Raw genomic sequence first — 22,833 nt, forward strand, 5'->3', positions numbered from 1 at the left:
TGACATTTGATATGGCACTTTGGTATACTGTCTAGGAAGAGTCGGTCCTACTTTTGACCTGTACCAGGCCACGACCTCGATCTGGACCGACTTCGTGCCGGGGTTCACAAGCTCCCGCGTTAGATCCTTTTGTTTTTATTGTCACCAGAAGGAGGCTGGCGCATGCATCCCTACCTGCCCCTGCTCATCTACCTGCTGGTCGCGCTGGTGTTTGCCGCGGCCATGAGCGTCCTGGGCACCAGTTTCGGGCGGAAGAGGCCCGAACCGTACAAGCTGCAGCCGTACGAATCCGGGCATCCGACGGCTCCGTTCGCAGGGCGCTTCCCGGTGAAGTTCTACCTCGTGGCCATGCTGTTCGTGATCTTCGACGTCGAGGCGGCGTCGTTCTACCCCTGGGCCGTGAACCTGCGTGATCTGGGCGTCTTTGGACTCGTGGAGATGATAACCTTCATGGCGGTTCTGGCCATCGGGTACGCCTACGTCTGGAAGAAGGGAGGCTTCAACTGGCAATGAGCGCGGACGGCGTGTTCAAGGACCAGGGTGGCTTCCTGACCACCACGGTTGACTCTTTCCTGCGCTGGGCGCAGTCCAACTCCATCTGGCCGCTCACGTTCGGTCTGGCCTGCTGTGCGATCGAGATGATGAACCTGGCCTCGGGCCCGCGGTACGACATTGCCCGGTTCGGCTCCGAGGCTTTCCGTGCCTCTCCCCGCCAGGCGGACCTGATGTTCGTTTCCGGCCGCGTCTCCAACAAGATGGCCCCCGTCATCAAGCGGGTGTACAGCCAGATGCTGGAGCCCAAGTGGGTCGTCGCGTTCGGCGCGTGCGCCTCCACCGGCGGCATCTTCGACAACTACGCGATCATGCAGGGCGTCGACAACATGCTCCCGGTGGACATCTACGTTCCCGGCTGCCCGCCGACGCCCGAAGCGGTGATCTACGCGGTGCAGAAGCTGCGTGACCGCATCCGCAAGGATGACCCGAGGGGAGGCATCATCGTCCGTGGCTAATGCGATGCATGAGCGGGTGGCTGCCGCCCGCGAGCGCGTGAACAACGAGGTCATCCCCGCCCTGATGGAGGCCTTTCCCGGCAAGGTCGAGCAGATTCCCCCGACCAACGACCTGATCCCCCAGGTCTACGTGGCCAGCGACGTGCACGAGCCGGTCGCCCGGTGGCTGAAGGCGCGGGGCTTTCACATGCTGGTCGACATCACCGCGGCCGACTACTACCCCAAGCGGGAGCCGCGCTTCGAGCTGGTCTACCACCTGCGGGAGATGCCCGAGAAGGATCCCCGGGGCGAGAAGGGGCTCGGGATGATCCGGGTGCGGGTGAAGCTGACGGAGAAGGAGCCCGTCCACACCCTGAGCCACATCTGGGAGATGGCCAACGCCGCGGAGCGGGAGATCTGGGACCAGTTCGGCCTGAACATCGTAAACCATCCGAACCTGACCCGCATCCTGAACCCCGATGACTGGGAGGGCCACCCGCTGCGGCGCGACTACCCGCTGCGCGGCCCGCGCGCCCTCATCAACCTCGAGCTGCCCGCCGACGAGAACCGGTACCACCCCTTCGTCGAGTCGGAGCCCGCCAAGGAAGGAGAGTAGGGTGAGCATGGCAGAAGACCTGCACCTGGAGGAGCAGCGCCCCGAGCGCATGACCCTCTCCATCGGCCCGCATCACCCTGCGACGCACGGTGTCCTGCGGGTGAAGCTGGAGCTGGAGGGCGAGACCGTGGTCAAGGCGGAGCCCGAGACCGGCTTCCTGCACACCGGCATCGAGAAGACGGCCGAGCACCTCACCTGGAACCAGGCGACCACGGTCATGGACCGGATGGACTACCTGTCGCCGATCGCCAACAACACCGGCTACGTCATGGCCGTGGAGAAGCTCCTGGGCATCGAGGACCGCATCCCCGAGAAGGCCCGGGTGACCCGCGTCATCCTCCTGGAGCTGAACCGCATCGCCTCCCACCTGGTGGGCCTGGGTACCGGCGGCCTCGACTACGGCAACATCGGCACGCCCATCTTCTGGGCGTTTGAGCTGCGCGACCGCATCCTCGACATCTTCGAGCACACCACTGGCCAGCGCATGAACCCCAGCTACATGCGGGTGGGCGGCCTGGCCTACGACCTGCCGCACAACTTCAAGGAGATGGTCGAGGACTTCCTGAAGATCGCACCCAGCCGCATTCAGGAACTGAAGGACGTCATGCTCAACAACCCGATCTTCGTGGACCGGGCCAAGGGCGTGAGCGTCATCACCTACGAGCAGGCCCTGCGCTACGGCCTCACCGGCCGCAACCTGCGGGTGACCGGCTCGGACTACGACGTGCGCAAGTACTACCCGTATCTGGGTTACGAAAACTACGACTTCGACGTGCCCGTGTACACCGACGGCGACTCCTGGTCCCGGGTCGCGATCACCTTCGACGAGATGTTCGAGTCGCTGAAGATCGTCCGGCAGGCGCTGGACAACCTCCCGTGGGACGACCGGCACATCATCGACGACCGGAAGCTGGTCCTGCCGCCCAAGCAGGAGGTCAAGCACTCCATGGAAGCCCTGATTCACCACTTCAAGCTGGTGCATTACGGCTTCGATGTGCCGGCCGGCGAGGTGTACGTGGCGCTGGAGTCGCCGCGGGGCGAGATCGGGTTCTACGTGGTCTCCGACGGCGGCAACAAGCCGATGCGGGTGCGGGTCCGTCCGCCCTCGTTCTACGCCGTCTACTCGCTGCCCGTGCTGCTGGAGGGCTACCTGCTCTCCGACATGGTCGGCGCCATCGCCACCATCGATCCCATCTTCGGGGAGGTGGACCGCTGAATGGCTGAGCAGGAGAAGAAGGCCCTGGTCGTGGAGGTGCACCCGCCCCGCTGGCCCGAGACCTGCAAGGACGAGGTGGAGGCGATTCTCCGCCGCTACCCCGAGGGCCGGGAACAGTCGGCCATCCTGCCGCTCCTGCACCTCGCCATGCGCGAGCGGGAGGGCCGCTTCGTCGCCCAGTCCGACATCGAGGCCGTGGCCGAGATCTGCGGCGTCACGCCGTCGTATGTGCACTCGGTCTGCTCGTTCTACACCATGTTCAAGCGCCAGCCCGTCGGCAAGTACCTGATCACGGTGTGCGGCAACATGGCCTGCCACCTGCTGGCCGGCGGCGACAAGCTGGTGAAGCACATGGAGGAGACGCTCGGCATCAAGGTCGGCGAGACCACGCCGGACGGCCTGATCACCCTGGAGGTGACCGGCGAGTGCCTGGCGGCCTGCGACCTGGCGCCCGTCATCCACGTCGACACCGAGTACGTGGTGAAGGTGACGCCCGAGAAGTTTGACGCCCTGGTGGCCGCCCTGCGTTCCGGCGAGGGTCCGGACCGGTTCCTGGAGAAGCTGCCGCTGATGAACGGCGAGAGCCAGGACGAGTGGCCGGGCTTCACGGAGAGCCCGTCCCCCGGCCCGGCCGGCGAGCCTGCCTCCGGCGCCGCCGCCGGGTCCGGCGTGGAAGCCGCCCCTGCGGCAGCAGCCGGGCCGTCCGGCCCTGCGCCTGAAGGTCCCTCCGTGCTGGCCCGCGACCGTTCCGGCGACGCGCCGGCGGAGGGCGCCGCCGGTTCTGCCGGCGGGGCTGACCCCGAAGCCTCTGCGGAGAACGCCGCGGCCATCTCCGGCGACAAGCCCGCCGCCTATGCCGTGGCAGACGCCGCGCCCAAGTCCGCTGACCAGTCTGCCCCCGATGCCGCGGCCGGTGCCGCTGCAGCCGAGTCCGCCGAAGAGGGCTCCGGACCGGCGAAGGGCGAGTAACTAAGGAGGCAGAGAAGTAATGCAGTTCGAACCTGTGCTCACGAAGGGCATCGGGAAGGTCGACCTGACCAACATCGATGTGTACGAGGCGCAGGGCGGGTACCAGGCGCTCCGCAAGGCCCTTACCTCCATGGAGCCCCAGGAGATCGTGGAGGAGGTCAAGAAGGCCAACCTGCGCGGCCGCGGCGGCGCCGGCTTCCCGGCGGGCGTGAAGTGGGGCTTCCTGCCCAACGACGGCCGGCCCCGGTACCTCACCGTCAACGCGGACGAGTCTGAGCCCGGCACCTGCAACAACCGCACCCTGATCTACGCCAATCCCCACCAGCTCATCGAGGGGATCATCATCACCGCCTATGCCAACCGCATCTCGCAGTCGTTCATCTACATCCGCGGCGAGTTCAAGCGGGGCGCCGAGATCCTGATGAAGGCCATCGAGGACGCCCGCAGGAAGGGCTACGTGGGCCAGAACATCCTGGGCACCGGTTTCAGCCAGGAGATCACCGTGCACCGGGGCGCCAGCGCCTACATCTGCGGCGAGGAGTCGGCCCTGCTGAACTCCCTGGAGGGGCGCCGCGGCGAGCCGCGGGTGAAGCCCCCGTTCCCGGCGGTGGTGGGCCTCTACGGCTGCCCGACCATCATCAACAACGTGGAGACCATCTCCAACGTGCCGCACATCATCAAGAACGGCTGGGAGTGGTATACGAAGATCACGGCCAACCCCGACAACCCCAAGTCCTGCGGGCCGAAGATCTTCACGGTTTCGGGCTGCGTGCAGCGCCCGGGCAACTACGAGCTGCCCATGGGCGTGAAGCTCCGGGACGTCATCGAGATCGCCGGCGGCCTCCGGCCCGGCCGGAAGCTGAAGGCGGTGCAGCCCGGCGGCTCCTCGACGCCCATGCTGACGCCCGAGCACCTGGACGTGCCCATGGACTTCGAGTCGGTGGCGGCAGCGGGTTCGCTGCTGGGCACCGCGGCGGTCATCGTCTACGACGACACGGTGGACCTGGTGGACGTGGCCCTCTACTGGGCGCGGTTCTACTCCCACGAGTCCTGCGGCCAGTGCACGCCGTGCCGGGAGGGCACCCACTGGCTGGAGCGGGTCTTCGCCCGCATCAAGGAAGGCGGCGGCACCGAGGGCGACCTGAAGATGATCGCGGACATGCAGACCCAGATGGCCGGCACGACCATCTGCGTCCTCTCCGACGCCGCGGTGGCCTTCCCCGCCTCGCTGCTGAAGCTGTTCCCCGAGGAGCTTGACCGGTACATCAACCGCGTGAAGGAGGTGCGGCCGGCGTGAGCGAGCAGCAGCTTGTCACCGTGACGATTGATGGTCGCACCGCGCGGGTTCCGAAGGGAACGCTGCTGGTGGAGGCGGCCAAGCAGGTCGGGATCGACATCCCGGTTTTCTGCTACCATCCGAAGCTCGACCCGGTGGGCGTCTGCCGCATGTGCCTGGTCGAGATCGAGAAGATCCCCAAGCCGCAGCCCGCCTGCACGACGCGGGTGACCGACGGCATGGTGGTGCACACGCAGACGCAGCGGGTCAGCGACCTGCGCCGGGGCGTGCTGGAGTTCCTGCTCCTCAACCACCCCCTGGACTGCCCGGTCTGTGACAAGGGCGGCGAGTGCGACCTGCAGGACCTGACCTTCGCCTACGGCCAGACCACCAGCCGGCTGCTGGATCCCAAGATCCGCAAGGACAAGGCGGTGGAGCTGGGCAACTTCATCATCCTGGACAACGAGCGGTGCATCCTGTGCCGCCGGTGTGTCCGCTTTGACAACGAGATCGCCACGGAGGGCACGCTAATCCTCGAGGAGCGCGGCCACCTGAACACGGTCACCACGATGGACGGCCAGGAGTACAACTCGTACTTCAGCGGCAACACCATCGAGCTCTGTCCGGTGGGCGCGCTGACCTCCGACCTCTACCGGTTCAAGGCCCGTCCGTGGGACCTCGCCCGGGCCGACGCGATCTGCACCCACTGCCCGGTGGGCTGCAACGTCCGCCTGGAGTACCGGCACGGCGAGCTGCTGCGGGTCACCTCCCGCGAGAATGACGCCATCGACAACGGGTGGCTTTGCGACCGGGGCCGGTTCAACTACAAGTATCTCCAGAACAGGGAGCGCATTACCCGCCCGCTGGTCAAGCGGGAGGGCGAGTTCGTGCCCGTGAGCTGGACGGAGGCGCTGCAGGTCATCGCCGAGCGGTTCAAGGCCGTCGCCGCCGAAAAGGGCGGCCAGGGCTTCGGCGTGATCGGCGGCGGCAAGCTGGCCAACGAGGAGGCGTACCTGCTCTCCAAGTTCGCTCGGCTCGTCCTGAAGACCAACAACATCGACCACCGGGTCGACGGCCGGATCGCCGCCTCCGTCGGGGCGTATACCGGCCGGCAGACCGACCTCTCGGCGGCCGATGTGATCCTCATCGTCGACACTGACCCGGCCGAGACCGCGCCGGTCATGGACCTGCGCATCCGGCGGAAGGCCGACCGCAAGGAGGCGAAGATCGCGCTGATCGGCGCCGTCATGCCCACTTACCGCGGCCGGCACGCCCGCATCCAGCTCCGGCCGGGTGAGACCGCAGGCGTGCTGCGGGCCTTGGCGGCAGCCGTGGCTGGCCAGAAGGTCCCCGCGTCCGCGGCGGATCCCGAGGCCGTCAGGCAGCTGGCCCACCTGATCAGGAGCGGCAGGCGGGTCGCCGTGGTCTGGGGCGGCGAGCATGCCGGGACCGGCCAGGCGCTGCTGGAGCTGCTGGGGGCCATGAAGTCCGCCGGCAGCCTGGTCTCCGTGCTGGTCCCGGGCGCACAGCACAACAGCCGGGGCGCCGAGGCCATGGGCGTCCTGCCCGGGTACCTGCCGGGCTTCGCCAGCGTCTCCGAGAAGCGGAGCCGGGAGGCCGTGGCCCAGGCGTGGGGCGCCAAGCAGCTGCCCACCGAGGCGGGCCTTGACACCGAGGGCATCCTGCGGGCCGCGGCCGAGGGCCGGATTGCCGCCCTCTACCTGGCCGGCGCCAACCTGATGAACACCTACCCGGACCGCAAGCTGGTCGAGGCGGCCCTGCAGAAGGCCTTCGTGGTCGCCACCGACCTGTTCCTGAACGACACCGTGGCCCTCGCCGACGTCGTGCTGCCCGCGGCGGCCCTCGGCGAGAAGACCGGTTCCTTCACCGCGCTGGACGGCACGGTGCAGACCTTCAAGATCTCCAAGCGCCCCGAGGGGCAGGCGCAGCCCGACGGCGACATCCTGGTCGGCCTGGCGGCGGCGCTGGGCATCAAGCTGGCGGCCTCGCCCGCGCAGACCGCGGCCGAGATCGCCCGGGTGGTCGCGAAGATGGAGGACGGGACCGTGCTGAAGGGCGCGCCCGTCTCGCTGATCCAGAACGCGGCGGTGCCGGAGGCGCCTGCCGGGGCGGCCGGCGAAAGCGCCCTGTGGCTGGTGCCGGTCGACCGGCTGTACGCCGGCGGCTCCACGGCCCGGTTTGACGACGAGTTCAACCACGTGCAGCCCAAGCCCGCGGCGCTCTTCAACCCCGACGACGCTGCCCGCCTGGGGCTGGCCAAGGGCGATATGGTGGAGCTGGCGGCCGGCGACGAGAAGCTGGCCCTGCCGGTGGAGATCAGCAAGCGGGTGGTCGCCGGCACGGTGCAGGCGATCCGGGGCCTGAGCGAGGCGCCGGTCAACCGGCTCACCGCAGGCTCCGCCCCGGTGGCCGTGACCGTGGCGAAGCTGGCCGTGGAGGTGGCGGACTGACATGAACATCTGGATGGAACTGCTCGTGCTGGTCGTGAAGGCGGTCGTCCTCGCACTCGCCGTGACCCTGACCGTCGCCGTCTTCCTGCTGTTCATGCGGAAGTTCCTGGCCTACTTCGCCTACCGGGTCGGTCCGGTCAAGGTCGGCCCGTGGGGCGTGCTGCAGCCCATCGCCGACGTGATCAAGATGCTCTTCAAGGAGGACATCGTCCCCGAGCAGGCCGACCCGATCATCTACCGGCTGGCGCCGATCATCGCCTTCTTCTGCGCCCTGGGCGTGTGGGTGGTCATCCCCTGGGCGCCCCGCGGCTCGTGGTGGGCGTCGATGGCCGATCCGAACGCCGGCGTGCTGGTGATCCTGGCCATCGCGGCCATGGGCGTGTACGGCACCGCCCTGGGTGGCTGGGCCTCGCAGAACAAGTACGGCCTGCTGGGCTCCATGCGGGCCACCGCGCAGATGATCTCCTACGAGCTGGCGATGGCGATGTCGCTCCTGGGCGTCATCCTGTGGACGGGCTCGGTGAGCATGTTCGACATCGTCGACGCCCAGCGGAACATGATCAACCTCTTCCCGCAGTTCCTGGGCTTCATCGTCTTCTATATCGCAAGCCTGGCCGAGGCGGGCTGGACCCCGTTCGACCTGCCCGAGAGCGAGACGGAGCTGGTGGCCGGCTACCACACCGACTACGGCGGCATGCGGTTCGGCCTCTTCTTCCTGACCGAGCTGACCCACGCGGTGAACTCCGCCGTGCTGACCACGACCTTCTTCCTCGGCGGGTACAACCCGTGGTTCGGCCTGACGATGATCCCGGGCTTCGTGTGGTTCCTGATCAAGGTCTGCTTCCTGCTGTTTGTGCTGTACTGGATCAAGTGCACCTTCCCGCGCTTCCGGTACGACCGGCTGATGGTCTTCGGCTGGAAGGTGCTGCTCCCGGTGGCCGCCCTCAACCTGGTGGGCACGGCCATCTACGTCGCCCTGCGGGCGTAGCCCGCAGGCAGGGGAGGTGTTCTGCTTTGAACGGAATTGCGGCGATCGCCAAGGGCATGGCGACGACCCTGAAGGTCCTCTTCCGCAAGCCGGTCACCATCGACTATCCGTACGTGAAGCGGCCCCGGGCGCCGCGCTTCCGGGGCCGGCACGAGCTCCGCACCTACGAGAATGGCCTCGAGATGTGCGTGGGCTGCGAGCTCTGCCAGGTGGCCTGCCCGGCTGCGGCCATCACCGTGCTGGCGGCGGAGAACGACCCCGACAACCCGCACAGCCCCGGCGAGCGCTACGGGTACAAGTACCAGGTGGACCTTCTGCGCTGCATCTTCTGCGGCATGTGCGAGGAAGCCTGCCCGACCGAGTGCCTGCACCTGACGCAGGAGTTTGAGCTGGCCGACTTCACCCGTGAGTCGCTGATCCTGCAGAAGGAGCAGCTGGTGAACCGGAATCCGTCCGGCTTCAAGGTGCCCCTGAACGTCTATCCCCCCTTCCGGCGGAAGGCGGTGAACACATGAACGTGCTGTTTGTGATCGCAGGGCTCATGGCCATCGCCGGCGTCCTCGGGGTGATTCTGGCCAAGCCCCCCGTCTACCAGGTGGTCTCGACGATCTTCAGCTTCCTGGGGCTGGCGGCCCTGTACCTCAGCCTGCAGAGCGAGTTCCTGGCCGTGATCCAGCTCATCGTCTACGGCGGCGCCATCATGATCCTGTTCCTGTTCGTCATCGCGCTGCTTACCGTCCGCAGGGACCCCGTGGAGAAGGATCTGGGCCAACTGACCTCGGCGAAGCTGCTCGGGTTCGCGGTCGGCGGCGGCCTGCTGCTCATGCTGGCGATCGTCGGCCTCTTCGGCGGCGAGGGCCGGGTGGAGTGGGCGCAGGTGCCCGCGGATTTCGGCCAGGTGAAGGCCTTCGGCCACGAGCTGCTCACCGCGAACGTGTTCCCGTTTGAAGTGCTGGCATTCATCCTGATGGTGGCCGTGATCGGGGTCACGATCCTCGTCGGCCGCCACCGGGCGTAAGGGAGGGGGAGAGCCGGACATGCCTGCGTTCTCGTTGAGTGCGTACGTCGCCCTCTCCGCCGTCCTGTTCGCCCTCGGCGGCATCGGCGTGTTGGTGCGGCGCAGCCCGCTGGCCATGCTCATGTCGATCGAGCTGATGCTCAACGCCGCCAACCTGCTGTTCGTCGCCTTCGGACGGGCGCACGGCGGCTACGAGGGACAGATCATGGCCTTCCTCGTGATCACCGTGGCGGCGGCGGAGGTGGCGATTGGCCTGGCGTTGACCGTCCTGCTGTTCCGGCGCCGCGCAGAGGCAGACGTGGACCAAGTGAACGAACTGAAGCTCTAATCCACCCGGGAAGGAAGTGTGACCATGGACCTCGCCTGGATGCTGCCGGCCATCGTCGTCGTCCCGCTCCTGAGCGCGGCGATCGTGGGCTACTTCCGGAACACCTGGTCCAAGACCGCGGTGTCCTGGGTGGCCTGTGGCTCCGTCGCCGTCTCCTTTGCGATGGTGGTGGCCGTTGCCCTGCAGTATTGGGGCGCCGGCGGCGCCGAACCGATCCGCTCCGGCCTGACCTCCTGGGGCAGCCTGCTCGACCTGGGACTCGTGGCCGACGGGCTGTCGCTCTGGTGGGCCCTCGTGGTGACCGGCGCCGGCCTCCTGATCCACATCTACTCCACCGCGTACATGGGGGAGGATGAGTCCTACGGCCGCTTCATGGCCAAGATGAACTTCTTCATCTTCGCCATGACGCTGCTGGTGCTCTCGGACAACTTCGTCGGCATGGCCATCGGCTGGGGCTGCGTGGGCCTGGCCTCGTACATGCTGATCGGCTTCTACTTCACCCGCCCCGGCGCCCAGCACGCCTCCATCAAGGCGTTCGTCATGAACATCATCGGCGAGGCGGGGCTGTTCGCGGGCATCGCCTTCATCTACGCCAACTTCGGCTCGTTCAAGTTCGATGATGTGTTCGGCGCCATCGCCGGGGGCCAGTACAGCGTCGCGGCCCTGAATCTGATCGGCCTCCTGCTGCTGATCGGCGCGGTGGCCAAGTCCGCGCAGCTGCCGCTGCACACCTGGCTGCCCTACGCCATGGAGGGCCCGACGCCTGTGTCTGCCCTGATCCACGCCGCCACCATGGTGACGGCCGGCGTCTACCTGGTCTCCCGTGCCCACCCGATCTACGAGGTGGCCAGCGGCGCGGCCATGACCGTCGCGTGGATCGGCGGCCTCGGCGCCCTGTTCGGCGCCCTGGTCGCGGCCGGGCAGTTCGACATCAAGCGGGTGCTGGCGTTCTCGACCCTCTCGCAGATCGGCTACATGTTCCTGGCCAACGGCCTCGGCGCCTATGTGGCCGCTGACTTCCACTTCTTCACCCATGCCTTCTTCAAGGCGTGCCTGTTCCTCGCCGCCGGCATCGTGGTGCACCACTTCAACGGCGACCAGGACATCCGGCACATGGGCGGCCTCTGGTACCGCGACAAGTTCGCCGGCCTCGCCTTCGGTGCGGCCGCCCTGGCCCTGATCGGCATCCCGCCGTTCGCCGGATTCTTCTCGAAGGACGAGATCCTGCTCGCGGCGTACGCGCAGGGGCAGTGGGCCCTGTTCATCATCGCCGTTCTGGCTGCCGGGCTGACGGCGTTCTACAACGTGCGGCTCTTCAGCCTGGTCTTCCTGGGCGACGCCTACGCGCCGCAGGTGAAGCCGGTCGGCAAGAAGCGGAGCCGGGCGCAGCAGGCGGCAGCCGCCGCCCAGGAGGCGCACGCCCACGGGCACGGGCACGAGCACGCCACGCCGGCTGCGATGAAGTGGACGGTGGGCATCCTGGCCGTGCTGTCGGTGGTCTCCGGCTGGCTCTTCTTCGGCCACTACCAGTTCTCCGCGCTCGAGCCCGCCTTCCCGACGCTGCAGCTGCACCACGAGTCCATCAACCCCGTGGTGGCGGGCCTCTCGGTGGCCGTGGCCGTGGTGGGCGCCCTGGTCTCGTGGTACCTCTACCGGCCTGACGGGGCGCGGCGGGCGGTCGAGCTGGATCCGCTGCACAAGCCGGGCATCCTGTACCACATGTTCTACGTGGACACGCTGTACGACGTCCTCTTCGTGCAGCCCGCCCGGGCGCTGGCGGAGTTCGTCGGCAACCTGTTCGACCCGCGGGGCATCGACGGCGTGGTCAACGGCCTGGGCGCGGCGGCCCGGGGGCTGGGCGACGTGCTGCGCCGCTGGCAGAACGGGCTGATCCGCTCGTACGCGCTGACGGTCTTCACCGGCGTCCTGCTGCTGGTCGTCTACTACGTGCTCTACGTCTAAGCACCCGGTGGTCATGTAAGGAGGGGCTCGCGTGCCTGTCGATCTCAACTTCACGATAGCGGCGCCGCTCCTGGCGCTGGCCGCCGGGGCGCTGCTGGTCCTGCTGTTCGACCTGCTGTTCAAGTACGAGACCATTCACGGGGCGATGCATGGCTTCGCCGCCGCCGCCGTGCTGGTGGCCGGCTGGTACCTGGTGCCGCTCTGGACCGGGGTCGACGCCCCGGCGGGGTTCGCCGGCATGCTGGTGATGGACCGGTTCGCCGCCGTCTACGGCGGGGTGCTGCTCACCGCAGCCCTGCTGGCGGTCCTGCTCTCCTACGGCCGGGCGCAGGAGGACAAGTCCGGATACCTGGCCCTGCTGCTCTGGGCGGCCATGGGCATGGTGATGCTGGGCGGCGCCGGCAACCTGATGGTCATCTTCCTGGGCATCGAACTGCTGTCGCTGGCGCTGTACGTGATGATCGCGTTCGCGCCGAAGCGCATGGCGGCCCGGGAGGCGGCCTTCAAGTACTTCATCCTGGGTTCGGTGGCGGCCGCCTTCCTGATCTTCGGCTTCGCCCTGATCTACGGCGCCACCGGCACCATGTCGCTGGCCGGCATCGCCGAGGCCGCCCGATCCTTCACCAGCGAGGGCGCCTGGTCGGTGGGCCTGTACTACAAGGTGGGCGTGGGGCTGTCCATCGTCGGCCTCGCCTTCAAGATGGCGCTGGTGCCGTTCCACATCTGGGCGCCTGACGTCTACCAGGGCGCGCCCACGCCCGTGACGGCGTTCATGTCCATCGGCACCAAGGCGGCCGCCTTCGCCGCCATGGCCCGCCTCCTGGTCGCCGCCGTGCCCGAGGCCTACCAGCCGTCCTTCCTGCTGCCCGTCTCCATCCTGGCCTTCGCCTCGATGATGCTGGGCGCGACCGCGGGCATCTGGCAGAGCGATCTGAAGCGGCTGATGGCCTATTCGGGCATCGCCAACGCCGGCTACCTGATCATGGCCATCCCGGGCCTGGGGCTCGACGGGCTCTCCGCCGCCGCGTACTACCTGGCCGCTTACGGCTTCGCCACCATGGGCATCTTCGCCGTGGTACGCATCCTGGAGGCGGACGGGGTGGACGGCTCGCAGATTGCCAATCTGAAGGGGCTCTTCTACCGGAACCCCTGGGTCGGCGCCTGCCTGGCCCTGCTCTTCTTCGGCCTGGTGGGCATCCCGCCCGCCGGCGGCTTCGTCGGCAAGTTCCTGCTGGCGATTGCCGCCGTGCGGGGCAGCGCCTGGATCGTGCTGACCGGTCTCATCCTCTCCACCGGGATTTCCGCCTACGTCTATCTGAAGGTCATCGGCACCGCCTTCACCCGCACGAAGGAGGCGCCGCAGCCCGAGGAGGGGGCGGAGCCGCATCCGCCGACCCGCACCGCGGCCCAGGTCGTGCTGGTGATCGCCACCGTGGGCACCCTGGTGACGGGCGTCCTGCCCGGACCGGTGACCGAACTGCTGCGGGTGGCCCTGGCGGGGATGTAGCGGCCATCGCTGTACAACTGTAACGGGCATAAGAGACGCCGGCCCGGGCGAGTGCAAGGCTCGCCCGGGCCTTTGCCTGCCGTTGCGGCTCCGCGCGGCTCGCTTGATAATGATAACCGTTATCACGTATAATGTGTATGACGTTTACCCGATGAGGGGAGATGCGGGGTGGCGGATGCCCTCGGGCCCCCCGGCCTGCGCTACCTGGGCGAGCAGCGGCTGGCGCTGGGTGCACGGCGCACGGTTGAGGTGCCGTCGGCCCAGAGCGGCCGGTTCCTGTGGTGCGAGACCGGCAGCCTGCTGGCGGTGGGTGACGGCGTGCGCGGCCGGTGGAACTGCAGGCTCGGGCCGGGTGAAGTGCTGCTGCTCTGCCCGGCCGAGCAGGTGTGGGTCACCAGCCTCGGCGATCACGCGGCAGAGGTGCGCCTGCTTCACTTCCAGGCGAAGGGCGAGGGGCGGACTGGCGGCCTGGCGCGGTCGGTCCCGCCGGTTCCCGTGCGCGTGCCCGGGGTCGAGCTGGCCCTGCAGGCGCTGGCCGCCGCCGGCGCAAACGGGGCCCCCGGTTCCGCGTCCGCCCGGGAATCGGGCCCGGCTGCCCTCATCCGGTTCTTCCGCGCCCAGGCACACCTGTACGAGCTGATGGCCGCCTATCTGAGCGGCGCCCAGCAGCGGCGCGGGCCGGGCTCGCTGCTCAGCTACGCCGAGCAGGTGCGCAGGCAGATGACCGCCCACTGTGAGCGGGAATACAGCATCGAGGTGATCGCCCGGACGTCGGGTGTCAGCCCGCACCGGTTCTACCAGGCGTTCCGGCTGCTCACGGGCCTGACGCCGCACAAGTACCTGTCGGCGCTGCGGCTGCGCAGAGCCCTGCGGCTCCTGGCCGGCGACTTCCGGTCAGTGGCCGAAGTAGCCCACGCGGTGGGCTACGCCGACGAGTTCTACTTCAGCCGGGTGTTCAAGCGGGAGCTGGGGCTCGCGCCCAGCGCCTTCGTCCGGCAGGTGCAGGGCCGTCCGCGCCTGGACGCGCCGGCCGGCGACCTCGCGATTTTCGGGCTCTCGGCGCCTGCGGATGAACCCGGCCGGCCCGTGCAGTGCGCGGTCCCCCGGGGCGGCGCTGCGGGCCCGGAAGGCGAGGACGGCGGTCTTCCGGGAACCTCCTGGAGCCGGGGGGTGCGCGCGCTGGGGCAGGCGCTCGGCCTGGAGACCGTGGCGGACCACTGGGTGACCCTCATGGAGCGCAGGCTGTGCCACCTGAAGTCCCTGGTGCACAACCGGTTCCCGGGCCGGCCGTTCGTGGTGGTGGGGGTGTCTCCTCACGGCTACCGGGTGCTGGGCTCCCGCCATCCGGGCCTCGGCGACCTGCTCTACATCGCGGCCGGGTTCACGCCCGCCGCGGGGGTGCGCGGCCTCAGCGAGGTTCACGCGCGCTCGCTGGCAGAAGTGACCGGTTATGGGAGCGCCACGGCCCTCTTCCTGGTGGAGGAGGGGGACCGGAGCGGCCTGGCGGCCGCGTGGGCGGAGGCCGTGCGGGGGAGCCGCGCGGCCGCCGCGACGGAGGGGCCGGAGGAGGTCAGGTGCCTCGCCGTCCCGTGGTCCGGGAAGGACGATGCGTCGGCCTACGAAGAGCTGGCCGAACAGCTGACGCTGCTGCTTCTGGAGCCGGCCCTCGCCGGGGATACGTGGGGATGAGAAAGTTCCATGTCGTTTTCAGGAAGGTCCATTTCACCGCCGGCCGGGATGGGGTATCATCGGGTCGGTGAGAATGATTCTCGCTATCACGCAAGGGGACGAAGCCGGGATGGATGTGGGTACACCGTGAAGCGATCGCTGCTGATTCCGCTGCTCACCGTATTGCTCGTCGTGCTCGTCATCGCCTCGCTGTTCATCGGCGTGTCGGAGCTCAGCCTCCTTCAGCTCTTCACGCTGACCGACGACCAGTGGATGGTCCTCTGGACCAGCCGGGTGCCCCGTACGGTGGCAATCATCCTCGCCGGGGTCGGCATGGGCGTTTCGGGGCTGATCATGCAGCAGCTCTCCCGCAACAAGTTCGTGTCGCCCACCACCGCGGGGACCGACGACTCGGCCCGGCTGGGCATCCTCGTGGCGATGATTCTCTTCGGGTCGGCCACGATGATGCAGAAGATGCTCCTCGCCCTGGTCTTCGCCCTGCTCGGCACGTACGTCTTCATGACGATCCTCGAGCGGGTGAAGCTGAAGGACGCCGTCTTCATCCCGCTGGTGGGCCTGATGTTCGGCAGTATTGTGAGCTCCGTCACGACGTTCTTCGCGTACCGGTACGACCTGCTCCAGGCCGTCACCACGTGGCTCCAGGGGAACTTTGCCCTGGTGATCAAGGGGCGGTACGAGCTCCTCTACCTGGCCGTGCCGGCGGTGATCGCCGCCTACGTCTACGCCAACCGGTTCACCATCGCCGGCATGGGGGAGGACTTCGCCACCAACCTCGGGGTGAACTACCGGCAGGTGGTCAACATCGGCCTGGCCCTCGTCTCCCTGGTGTCCGCGCTGGTCATTCTCACCGTAGGGATGCTGCCCTTCCTGGGCCTGATCATCCCCAATCTCGTCTCCATCTTCCAGGGCGACCACCTGCGGCGCAACCTGCCGCTCACGGCTCTGGTGGGGGCGGTCTTCCTGCTGGCCTGCGACATCGTGGGAAGGCTGCTCATCTACCCGTACGAGGTGCCGATCGGGCTGACGGTGGGGGTCATCGGCAGCGGGATGTTCCTCTACTTGCTATGGAAGGGACAGCGAGCCAGTGAAGCATAAGCGGAACCTCATCATCCTCGGCATTCTCTTCCTGCTGGCGCTGACGGTGGTCTGCCTCTACCTGTTCGTCCCGCTGCGGGGCAACATCGCCTACATCCTCCGGCTCCGGACCCACAAGGTGCTGGCCATCGCGCTCACCGGCGCGGCCATCGCCTACTCCACGGTGGTCTTCCAGACCATCACCAACAATCGGATCCTGACCCCGTCGATCATCGGCATGGACTCGGTGTACCAGCTGTTCCAGACCATCATGGTCTTCTTCTGGGGGTCCACGACGCTGCAGTTCGTCGACCAGCAGATCAACTTCCTCATCACCGTGACGCTGATGATCGGCTTTGCCCTCCTGCTCTACCAGGTGCTGTTCCGCAAAGATGGCACCAACCTCCACTTCCTGCTGCTGATGGGGATCGTGATGGGCACGCTGTTTGGGAGCCTCACGACCTTCCTGCAGGTGCTCATCGACCCCAACGAGTACAGCGGCCTGCAGGCCCGCCTGTTTGCCAGCGTGAGCCGGGTCAACACGAACCTGCTCTTCCTGGGCGGCGGGCTGATGATCCCGGCGATGCTCTACGGTCTGCGGTACGTGCGCACGCTGGACGCCATCGCGCTGGGCCGCGATCACGCCGTCAACCTCGGCGTGGACTACGGGCCCGTGATCAGGCGGATGCTGGTGCTGGTGGCCGTCCTGGTGGCGGCATCCACGGCGCTGGTAGGCCCGATCACCTTCCTGGGGCTGCTGGTGGCCAACGTGAGCTACCACATGCTCGACACCTACCGGCGCGGCCCGCTGATCGCCGCGGCGGTTTCGGTGAGCGTGGTGTTTCTGGTCGGCGCCCAGCTCATCATGGAGCGGGTGTTCGTCTACACCACACCGGTCAGCGTGATCGTGAACTTCATCGGCGGCATCTATTTCCTCTACCTGGTATTGAAGGAGAGAACGGCATGGTAAAGGTGCGTGGCGTTTCCAAGTCCTTCGGGCCCAAGCAGGTTCTCCGGGACGTCTCGCTGGACATCGCCAAGGGCCAGGTGACCACGCTCATCGGCCCCAACGGCGCGGGCAAGAGCACCCTGCTTTCGCTGATGTCGCGGCTGCTGCCCAAGGACAGCGGGCAGATCCTGATCGACGGGCGGGAGATCGGCCAGTGGCGCTCCGACGAGCTGGCCCGCCGGCTGGCGATCCTGAAGCAGACCCACCACCTGAACATCCGGCTGACGGTGCGCGAGCTGGTGGAGTTCGGCCGGTTCCCGTACAGCCACGGGCGGCTGACCCGGGAGGACCGGGAGATCGTCGACGAAGCGCTGAATTACCTGGAGCTTCACGACATCGCCGGCAAGTACCTGGATCAGCTGAGCGGCGGCCAGCGGCAGCGGGCGTTCATCGCCATGGTGCTCGCGCAGGACACGGAGTACGTCCTGCTGGATGAGCCCCTGAACAACCTGGACATGAAGCACGCGGTGCAGATCATGCGCATCATGCGCGGGATGGCGGACGACCTGGGCAAGACGGTCGTGCTGGTGCTGCACGACGTCAACTTCGCCTCGGCGTACTCCGACCAGATCGTCGCCCTGAAGGACGGCCGGGTGGCGGCCGCGGGCACGCCCGACGAACTGATCCGTTCCGACGTGCTGGGCGAGATCTACGAGATGGAGATCCCCATCGAGACCGTGGGCGGCTGCCGGGTGTGCATCTACTTCACCGGGGAGCAGGCCGCGGGGCTCTAGGCACCAGAACGCAGAACCGAAATCCCTACAACAACGCATGAGGTGGTCTCTGATGAAGCGCACGGTTTCCCTGGTCAGCACGCTGCTCGCCCTGACCCTTGCTGTGGCCGGGTGCGCCGGCGTCGCAAGCACGGATGCCAACGGCAGCGCCGGCGGCAGCACCAGCCCCGTCCAGACGGCCGAGCCGCGCCCCGAGACCCAGGACACGATCTTGATCACCCACCAGCTGGGTGAGACCCCCGTTCCGGTGAACCCCGAGAAGGTCGTCGTCTTCGACTTCGGCATCCTGGACACGCTGGACCTGTTGGGCGTCGAAGTCGCGGGCCTGCCCCAGGGGAACGTTCCTCCTTATCTCAGCCAGTACACCCACAGCCGGTACACCAACGTCGGCACGCTCCAGGAGCCCGACTTCGAGGCCCTGAGCGCCCTCGACCCCGACCTGATCATCATCTCGGCCCGTACCTCCACCCACTACGAGGCGCTGTCGGAGCTGGCGCCCACCATCTACCTGGCCGTGGACACGAGCCAGTACATGGAGTCCTTCAAGCAGAACATGGAGCGCATCGGCGCCATCTTCCAGAAGGAGGAGCAGGTGGCGGCCGAGCTGAAGAAGATCGAAGACCAGATCGCCGCGGTCCGCGCCAAGGTCGCCGGCGGCAGCGAGAAGGCGCTGATCCTGCTGTCCAACGACAAGTCCATCAGCGCCTACGGCCCGGGTTCCCGCTACGCCCTGATCCACGACGTGCTGGGCTTTCCCGCCGCCGACCCGACCATCGAGGTGAGCACGCACGGCCAGCAGGTCTCCTTTGAGTACGTGAAGGAGAAGAACCCCGACTACATCTTCGTCATCGACCGGGCTGCGGTCGTCTCCGGCGGCGGCCAGTCGGCCAAGGACACGCTGGACAACGACCTGATCCGGCAGACCAACGCCGCCCAGAACGGGAGGATCATCTACCTCGACCCCAACTACTGGTACCTCTCCGGCGGCGGGCTCGTCTCGGTCTCCCAGATGATCGAGGAGGTCGCAGCGGCCGTCCGGTAGCGGCGCGGAAAACCAACCGCCAGATCTGCAGCGGCAGGTCTGGCGGTCGCATTTTCCGCATAGGCTAGGCCGTTACGAATCAGCCTGTGGCTGAGAGGAGTGTGGAGACCATGACGCAGCCGGGCTCCGTGACTCACTACTTCGCCGGGGCCAACACCCCGCGGGGGTTCTACTCCCGGTACGACCAGATCGCGCCGGCCGACGCCGACAAGGTGTTCATCCTGAAGGGCGGTCCGGGCACCGGCAAGTCCACGTTCATGCGGCGCATCGCCGCGGACCTGGTGTCCCGCGGATACGACGTGGAGTACTTCCACTGCTCCGCGGACAACGACGGCATCGACGCCATCTACGTCCCCGCTGCCGATGCGGCAGTGATGGACGGTACCGCCCCGCACGTGATGGACCCCCAGTTCCCCGGCGCCGTGGAGGAGATCATCAACCTGGGGCAGTTCTGGAACGAGGCGGCGCTGCGCTCGCCCGCTGTGAAGGCGGAGATCATCCGCCTGACCCGGGGCTACAAGCTCTGGTTCCAGCGGGCGGCCGACGCCCGCCGGGCCGCACTGGCCTGGCTGGAGGAGTGGTCGGCCTACCACCGGGAGTGCCTGGACCGGACGCGGGTCTACGCTGCCGCCGAGGCCCTCATCGCGCAGGTGCTCGCGGCGGGGCCCGCGGACGGCGGCGAGGGGGGCGCAGCGCCCCCCGCCCGTCTCGGGCGAGCACGGCGGCTCTTCGCCTCCGCCATCACGTACGCCGGGGCGCGCACGTTCCTCGGTTCGCTGTTCGACGGCCTGCAGCGGCGTGTCATCCTCACGGGGCCGCCGGGCACCGGGAAGAAGACGATCGCGGAGCGGGTGGCCGACGCCGCGGTGGCCCGGGGCGTCGACCTGGACGTCTTCCACTGCACCATGTACCCCGAGCGGGTCGACCACCTGCGCCTGCGGGCCCGGAGCACGGGGGTGATCACCTCGTTCTGGCCCCACGAATACGCCCCGCAGCCCGGCGACCAGGTGATCGACACCGGAGATTTCCTGGACCGGGGCAGGCTGTCGGCCTACGCGGAGGCGGCCGCCGGCGCGGAGGCGGCCTACAAGGCGGCCGTCCAGCGGGAGATGTACCTCCTGGGGCAGGCCAAGGCCTGGCACGACGAGCTGGAGCGCTGCTACGTTCCCCACATGGACTTCGAGGGCATGGAGCGGGTGCGGAAACAGACCCTGGAGCGGATTCTGGCGCTGCTCGCGCAACGGGAGCAGTAGCCCGGCCCCCGGCCGATATGCGTGCGGACATACCCTCCTCATGCCGGGAGGGTATGTCCGCGCGTGCCCGGGCCCGCCGGGGTCATGGCCGCATGCGCCTGCGCCGGCCGTCACACCCCTTCGGCCGTGTCCCGCAGGTGGCGTTCCAGGGCCCGCTCCAGGTCCATGAGGGCGCTTACCATCTCCTCCCGCAGCCAGTGCCGGGTGCGGGACTGGTTGAAGTAGCGGACCGCCAGGAGGGCGGCGCGGGCGCCGGGCAGGGGGATCTCCAGCTCCGTGGGGCGCACGGAGTTGGGGATCGAGAGCAGCAGGCCCCGGATCTGCTCGATCTCGGCGTTGGCCAGGTCCATGCGGGCCACTTCCAGCACGACCTCCAGCGATCCCCTCAGCACGAACGGGTTCCTCACCCTGACTGAAAGCGTGGACATGCAAGAACCCTCCCCTGGTAGGAGGGTATGTCCATCCCGGGCCCGCACATGCCTCCCCCCGGCAGGCAGGGGGACCGGGGGCGGAGCGGGAACATGTTCTAGGAGCGCCTGCCGGCCCGGGCCGCGTGGCGCAGCAGGTTGGTGAGGGCCCGCGCCTCCTCGCCCGTGGGCTGGGCGCGCATGAGCAGGGCGCGCAGGCGGGCGGCCGCCTGTGCGCGGCGGGCACCGCTGCTGCCGGGGTAGAGGGACTGCAGCAGCCCGTCGATGGCGCCGAACAGCGCCTCCCGCTCCGCCCCGGTGGCCAGCGGGACAGCCGGGCCGGCCGGGGCGGGCTGGCCGGCCGACCCGGCCGTGACGGGGGCGGCGGGTCCGGGAGCGTCCAACTGCACAGCGGCCATCCACAGCTCGTAGGCGATCACCAGGGCGGCCTGCGCCAGGTTCAGGGAACGGTTGAAGGGGTGCGTCGGGATCGTGATGACCCCGTGGCACCGGTCCAGGGCCGCGTTGGGGAGCCCGTCCTGCTCCGGACCGAAGAGGATGGCGACCCGCTGGGCGCGGGCGCGCTCCAGCACCTCCGGCGCCGCCTCGCGGGGAGCGTACACCCGCCGCTCGGTCTCCCGGGGCCTTCCGGTGGTCCCCAGCGTCAGGCCGCAGTCGGCGAGGGCGGCCTCCAGCGTGGGGAACCGGCGGGTGCGCTGGATCAGCGGCTCGGTGTGATGGGCGATGCCGGCGATGCGGTAGGGATCGAAGGCGGCGGGCTCCACGAGCCGCAGGTCGGAGAGGCCGAAGTTGGACATGACCCGGATGATGGCCGCCACATTGACCACGTCCTGCGGCTGGTAGAGCACCAGCGCGACCCCGTTCAGCGGCGAAGGCTGCGTGTGCACGTTCCTCTCTCCCTGTCGAGCCTTTTCATTGCCCATTTCGCTGGACGGCGCTCCCTGGCCTGCCGAACCATTGTCGGCGCGGGCGAATCTAACAGTCTGGAGTGACGCATAATGAACTACCTGGTCGTAATTCTGCTGGCCCTGACCGCCATCCTGGTCGTCACCACCATCCGCACCCGGAGGGACCGGGAGCTGCTGGCCGACGAGGTGCGCCGCCGCGGCGGCGAGGTGGTGCAGCTCACCCGGGTGAGGCGGGGCAGCCCCTTCCGGGACACGGGCCGGGGATGGTGGGCCTGGAAGGTGCAGTGGCGGGACGGCGCGGGTGAGCGGACCTCCTGGGCACTGACGACCAGAGACGGCCTGGGGGAGTGGAGGGATTGACGTGCTGCGGGCCACTGGGGTGACTCTGACGCTGAGCGTGACCGACGTGGAGGAGGCCCTCGCGGGATTCGCCGCCGGGGCCGTTCAGGACCTGCGGGTGGAGCTGGAGAGCGGCGCCATTCTGGTGCGGCTGAAGGTGCCGGTCGACGCCGTGCGGATGGCGGTGCCGGTCGACCTGCGGTTCAGCGTGCTCGCCGCCGCGGGCAGCCTGGTAAAGCTGGGGGTAAGCTGGACGAACCTGGGGCTCCTGCCCGCCTTCGTCAAGGAGAAGGCCCTGCAGAAGGCCTTCGAGGCGCTGCCCGGGGAGTACCGGGACGGCGTGTACCGGCTGGACCTCGGCGAAGTACTGGAGCACGTGCCGGTCAGCTTCCGCCTGAAGGGCCTGCACGTGGACCGGGACGGAATCGTGGTGGAGCTGGCCGACGTGATGGCTTTCCCTATCGACACCACCGGGCTGGGGGCCCTCCCGCCCGGGGCGCTGGTGCCGGTCGCCAGCGATGAGGAGCAGTCGATCCCCGAACACCAGGGCTTCTACCAGAAGCTGCGCGAACAGGTGCGGCGGTATGCGGCCGCCAAGGCCCCCCAGTGGGCCCAGCCGCTCATCCCGTGGCTCCTGGCGGTGCCCGATTTCTTCGTGATGCTGGTCCGGCTCGCCCGCGATCCCCGGGTGCCGGCCCCGGCCAAGATCATCGCCGGCGCCACCGTCGCGTACTTCGTCTCGCCCATCGACCTGATCCCCGATCCGATTCCGCTGATCGGTGAGATCGACGACCTGGGGCTCGCGCTGCTGGCGGTCGAGCAGATCGCCAAGGTCGTGCCCCGCGAGGTCGTGCAGGAGGCGTGGCCGGGCGAGGGCGATGTGCTGGCGCTGGTCCGTGAGGGGACGAACCTCATCACCCGGGTGCTGCCCAACCGCGTGCTGAAGGCGCTCAGGAAGGTGCTCGAACAGCCGGCCTAACCCCCGCACCCCGGCCGGACTCCCGGCAGCGGGGGCGC

23 protein-coding genes are annotated in these 22,833 nt (G+C 68.3%); 21 read left to right on the plus strand and 2 right to left on the minus strand.

Annotation, left to right across the window (positions count from 1 at the left end; genetic code table 11):
• Positions 1 to 162: 162 nt before the first annotated feature.
• From ACZ5UM_RS13090 to ACZ5UM_RS13180, 19 genes are all read left to right on the plus strand, one after another.
• On the plus strand, positions 163 to 513 hold the full coding sequence (locus tag ACZ5UM_RS13090) for an NADH-quinone oxidoreductase subunit A (protein ID WP_464844728.1): 351 nt from the start codon (positions 163 to 165) through the stop codon (positions 511 to 513).
• On the plus strand, positions 510 to 1,010 hold the full coding sequence (locus ACZ5UM_RS13095) for an NADH-quinone oxidoreductase subunit B (protein ID WP_464844729.1): 501 nt from the start codon (positions 510 to 512) through the stop codon (positions 1,008 to 1,010). Before ACZ5UM_RS13090 ends, ACZ5UM_RS13095 begins: the two co-directional genes overlap by 4 nt.
• On the plus strand, positions 1,003 to 1,605 hold the full coding sequence (locus ACZ5UM_RS13100; RefSeq protein ID WP_464844730.1) for an NADH-quinone oxidoreductase subunit C: 603 nt from the start codon (positions 1,003 to 1,005) through the stop codon (positions 1,603 to 1,605). The genes ACZ5UM_RS13095 and ACZ5UM_RS13100 overlap by 8 nt, the downstream gene beginning before the upstream one ends.
• 7 nt (positions 1,606 to 1,612) lie before the next feature.
• Complete coding sequence (gene nuoD, locus ACZ5UM_RS13105) at positions 1,613 to 2,821, plus strand: NADH dehydrogenase (quinone) subunit D (protein WP_464844732.1); 1,209 nt, start codon at positions 1,613 to 1,615, stop codon at positions 2,819 to 2,821.
• A complete protein-coding gene (locus ACZ5UM_RS13110) occupies positions 2,822 to 3,790 on the plus strand; it encodes an NADH-quinone oxidoreductase subunit NuoE family protein (protein WP_464844733.1) in 969 nt (322 codons plus the stop codon). It begins immediately after the preceding gene.
• Positions 3,791 to 3,809: 19 nt separating this feature from the next.
• Positions 3,810 to 5,087 (plus strand): NADH-quinone oxidoreductase subunit NuoF, encoded by a 1,278-nt coding sequence (gene nuoF / locus ACZ5UM_RS13115; RefSeq protein ID WP_464844734.1) that lies wholly within the window; start codon positions 3,810 to 3,812, stop codon positions 5,085 to 5,087.
• Entirely contained in the window at positions 5,084 to 7,537 is a 2,454-nt protein-coding gene (nuoG, locus tag ACZ5UM_RS13120; protein WP_464844735.1) for an NADH-quinone oxidoreductase subunit NuoG, read from the plus strand. The genes nuoF and nuoG overlap by 4 nt, the downstream gene beginning before the upstream one ends.
• A 1-nt stretch (position 7,538) precedes the next feature.
• Entirely contained in the window at positions 7,539 to 8,525 is a 987-nt protein-coding gene (gene nuoH / locus ACZ5UM_RS13125; RefSeq protein ID WP_464844736.1) for an NADH-quinone oxidoreductase subunit NuoH, read from the plus strand.
• A 26-nt stretch (positions 8,526 to 8,551) separates the two neighbouring features.
• The gene (nuoI, locus tag ACZ5UM_RS13130) at positions 8,552 to 9,040 is read left to right on the plus strand and encodes an NADH-quinone oxidoreductase subunit NuoI (RefSeq protein WP_464844737.1); all 489 of its coding nucleotides are present in this window, start codon (positions 8,552 to 8,554) and stop codon (positions 9,038 to 9,040) included.
• Positions 9,037 to 9,543, plus strand: coding sequence for an NADH-quinone oxidoreductase subunit J family protein (locus ACZ5UM_RS13135; RefSeq protein WP_464844738.1), 507 nt, complete (start codon positions 9,037 to 9,039; stop codon positions 9,541 to 9,543). The genes nuoI and ACZ5UM_RS13135 overlap by 4 nt, the downstream gene beginning before the upstream one ends.
• Before the next feature lie 19 nt (positions 9,544 to 9,562).
• Positions 9,563 to 9,871, plus strand: a complete 309-nt coding sequence (gene nuoK, locus ACZ5UM_RS13140) for an NADH-quinone oxidoreductase subunit NuoK (protein ID WP_464844739.1) — start codon at positions 9,563 to 9,565, stop codon at positions 9,869 to 9,871.
• A 24-nt stretch (positions 9,872 to 9,895) separates the two neighbouring features.
• Positions 9,896 to 11,833: an NADH-quinone oxidoreductase subunit L gene (gene nuoL / locus ACZ5UM_RS13145; protein WP_464844741.1), complete on the plus strand. Its 1,938-nt coding sequence runs from the start codon at positions 9,896 to 9,898 to the stop codon at positions 11,831 to 11,833.
• A gap of 31 nt (positions 11,834 to 11,864) precedes the next feature.
• Positions 11,865 to 13,340 carry an NADH-quinone oxidoreductase subunit N gene (locus ACZ5UM_RS13150; protein ID WP_464844742.1) on the plus strand — a complete coding sequence of 492 codons (1,476 nt, stop codon included), beginning with the start codon at positions 11,865 to 11,867 and terminating at the stop codon, positions 13,338 to 13,340.
• Between the two features lie 168 nt (positions 13,341 to 13,508).
• Positions 13,509 to 15,029, plus strand: coding sequence for a helix-turn-helix domain-containing protein (locus tag ACZ5UM_RS13155; RefSeq protein WP_464844743.1), 1,521 nt, complete (start codon positions 13,509 to 13,511; stop codon positions 15,027 to 15,029).
• Between the two features lie 126 nt (positions 15,030 to 15,155).
• A complete protein-coding gene (locus ACZ5UM_RS13160) occupies positions 15,156 to 16,124 on the plus strand; it encodes an ABC transporter permease (RefSeq protein WP_464844745.1) in 969 nt (322 codons plus the stop codon).
• The gene (locus tag ACZ5UM_RS13165) at positions 16,114 to 17,073 is read left to right on the plus strand and encodes an iron chelate uptake ABC transporter family permease subunit (RefSeq protein ID WP_464844747.1); all 960 of its coding nucleotides are present in this window, start codon (positions 16,114 to 16,116) and stop codon (positions 17,071 to 17,073) included. Before ACZ5UM_RS13160 ends, ACZ5UM_RS13165 begins: the two co-directional genes overlap by 11 nt.
• Positions 17,067 to 17,846, plus strand: coding sequence for an iron ABC transporter ATP-binding protein (locus ACZ5UM_RS13170; RefSeq protein ID WP_464844749.1), 780 nt, complete (start codon positions 17,067 to 17,069; stop codon positions 17,844 to 17,846). The genes ACZ5UM_RS13165 and ACZ5UM_RS13170 overlap by 7 nt, the downstream gene beginning before the upstream one ends.
• Before the next feature lie 52 nt (positions 17,847 to 17,898).
• Positions 17,899 to 18,888: a siderophore ABC transporter substrate-binding protein gene (locus ACZ5UM_RS13175; RefSeq protein WP_464844750.1), complete on the plus strand. Its 990-nt coding sequence runs from the start codon at positions 17,899 to 17,901 to the stop codon at positions 18,886 to 18,888.
• 110 nt (positions 18,889 to 18,998) lie between these two features.
• Complete coding sequence (locus ACZ5UM_RS13180) at positions 18,999 to 20,141, plus strand: PRK06851 family protein (RefSeq protein ID WP_464844752.1); 1,143 nt, start codon at positions 18,999 to 19,001, stop codon at positions 20,139 to 20,141.
• Between the two features lie 110 nt (positions 20,142 to 20,251).
• On the opposite strand, the gene ACZ5UM_RS13185 is transcribed toward ACZ5UM_RS13180, so the two are convergent.
• A complete protein-coding gene (locus ACZ5UM_RS13185; RefSeq protein WP_464844753.1) occupies positions 20,252 to 20,569 on the minus strand; it encodes a hypothetical protein in 318 nt (105 codons plus the stop codon).
• 98 nt (positions 20,570 to 20,667) lie between these two features.
• Entirely contained in the window at positions 20,668 to 21,456 is a 789-nt protein-coding gene (locus ACZ5UM_RS13190; protein ID WP_464844755.1) for an RNA methyltransferase, read from the minus strand.
• 111 nt (positions 21,457 to 21,567) lie between these two features.
• Here ACZ5UM_RS13190 and ACZ5UM_RS13195 point away from each other — a divergent pair, with 111 nt between their 5' ends.
• Positions 21,568 to 21,837, plus strand: a complete 270-nt coding sequence (locus tag ACZ5UM_RS13195) for a hypothetical protein (RefSeq protein WP_464844756.1) — start codon at positions 21,568 to 21,570, stop codon at positions 21,835 to 21,837.
• A 1-nt stretch (position 21,838) separates the two neighbouring features.
• Positions 21,839 to 22,795 carry a YkvA family protein gene (locus ACZ5UM_RS13200; protein WP_464844757.1) on the plus strand — a complete coding sequence of 319 codons (957 nt, stop codon included), beginning with the start codon at positions 21,839 to 21,841 and terminating at the stop codon, positions 22,793 to 22,795.
• Positions 22,796 to 22,833: the final 38 nt, after the last annotated feature.

Source organism: Symbiobacterium ostreiconchae (genome assembly GCF_055396975.1).

What these genes read in the sequence shown, in the direction of transcription:
- ACZ5UM_RS13090 (WP_464844728.1), top strand. Translation starts at nt 163, where the DNA reads ATGCATCCCTACCTGCCCCTGCTCATCTACCTGCTGGTCGCGCTGGTG.
- ACZ5UM_RS13095 (WP_464844729.1), top strand. Translation starts at nt 510, where the DNA reads ATGAGCGCGGACGGCGTGTTCAAGGACCAGGGTGGCTTCCTGACCACC.
- nuoD (WP_464844732.1), top strand. Translation starts at nt 1,613, where the DNA reads ATGGCAGAAGACCTGCACCTGGAGGAGCAGCGCCCCGAGCGCATGACC.
- ACZ5UM_RS13110 (WP_464844733.1), top strand. Translation starts at nt 2,822, where the DNA reads ATGGCTGAGCAGGAGAAGAAGGCCCTGGTCGTGGAGGTGCACCCGCCC.
- nuoF (WP_464844734.1), top strand. Translation starts at nt 3,810, where the DNA reads ATGCAGTTCGAACCTGTGCTCACGAAGGGCATCGGGAAGGTCGACCTG.
- nuoH (WP_464844736.1), top strand. Translation starts at nt 7,539, where the DNA reads ATGAACATCTGGATGGAACTGCTCGTGCTGGTCGTGAAGGCGGTCGTC.
- ACZ5UM_RS13135 (WP_464844738.1), top strand. Translation starts at nt 9,037, where the DNA reads ATGAACGTGCTGTTTGTGATCGCAGGGCTCATGGCCATCGCCGGCGTC.
- nuoK (WP_464844739.1), top strand. Translation starts at nt 9,563, where the DNA reads ATGCCTGCGTTCTCGTTGAGTGCGTACGTCGCCCTCTCCGCCGTCCTG.
- nuoL (WP_464844741.1), top strand. Translation starts at nt 9,896, where the DNA reads ATGGACCTCGCCTGGATGCTGCCGGCCATCGTCGTCGTCCCGCTCCTG.
- ACZ5UM_RS13170 (WP_464844749.1), top strand. Translation starts at nt 17,067, where the DNA reads ATGGTAAAGGTGCGTGGCGTTTCCAAGTCCTTCGGGCCCAAGCAGGTT.
- ACZ5UM_RS13175 (WP_464844750.1), top strand. Translation starts at nt 17,899, where the DNA reads ATGAAGCGCACGGTTTCCCTGGTCAGCACGCTGCTCGCCCTGACCCTT.
- ACZ5UM_RS13180 (WP_464844752.1), top strand. Translation starts at nt 18,999, where the DNA reads ATGACGCAGCCGGGCTCCGTGACTCACTACTTCGCCGGGGCCAACACC.
- ACZ5UM_RS13185 (WP_464844753.1), bottom strand. Translation starts at nt 20,569, where the DNA reads ATGTCCACGCTTTCAGTCAGGGTGAGGAACCCGTTCGTGCTGAGGGGA.
- ACZ5UM_RS13195 (WP_464844756.1), top strand. Translation starts at nt 21,568, where the DNA reads ATGAACTACCTGGTCGTAATTCTGCTGGCCCTGACCGCCATCCTGGTC.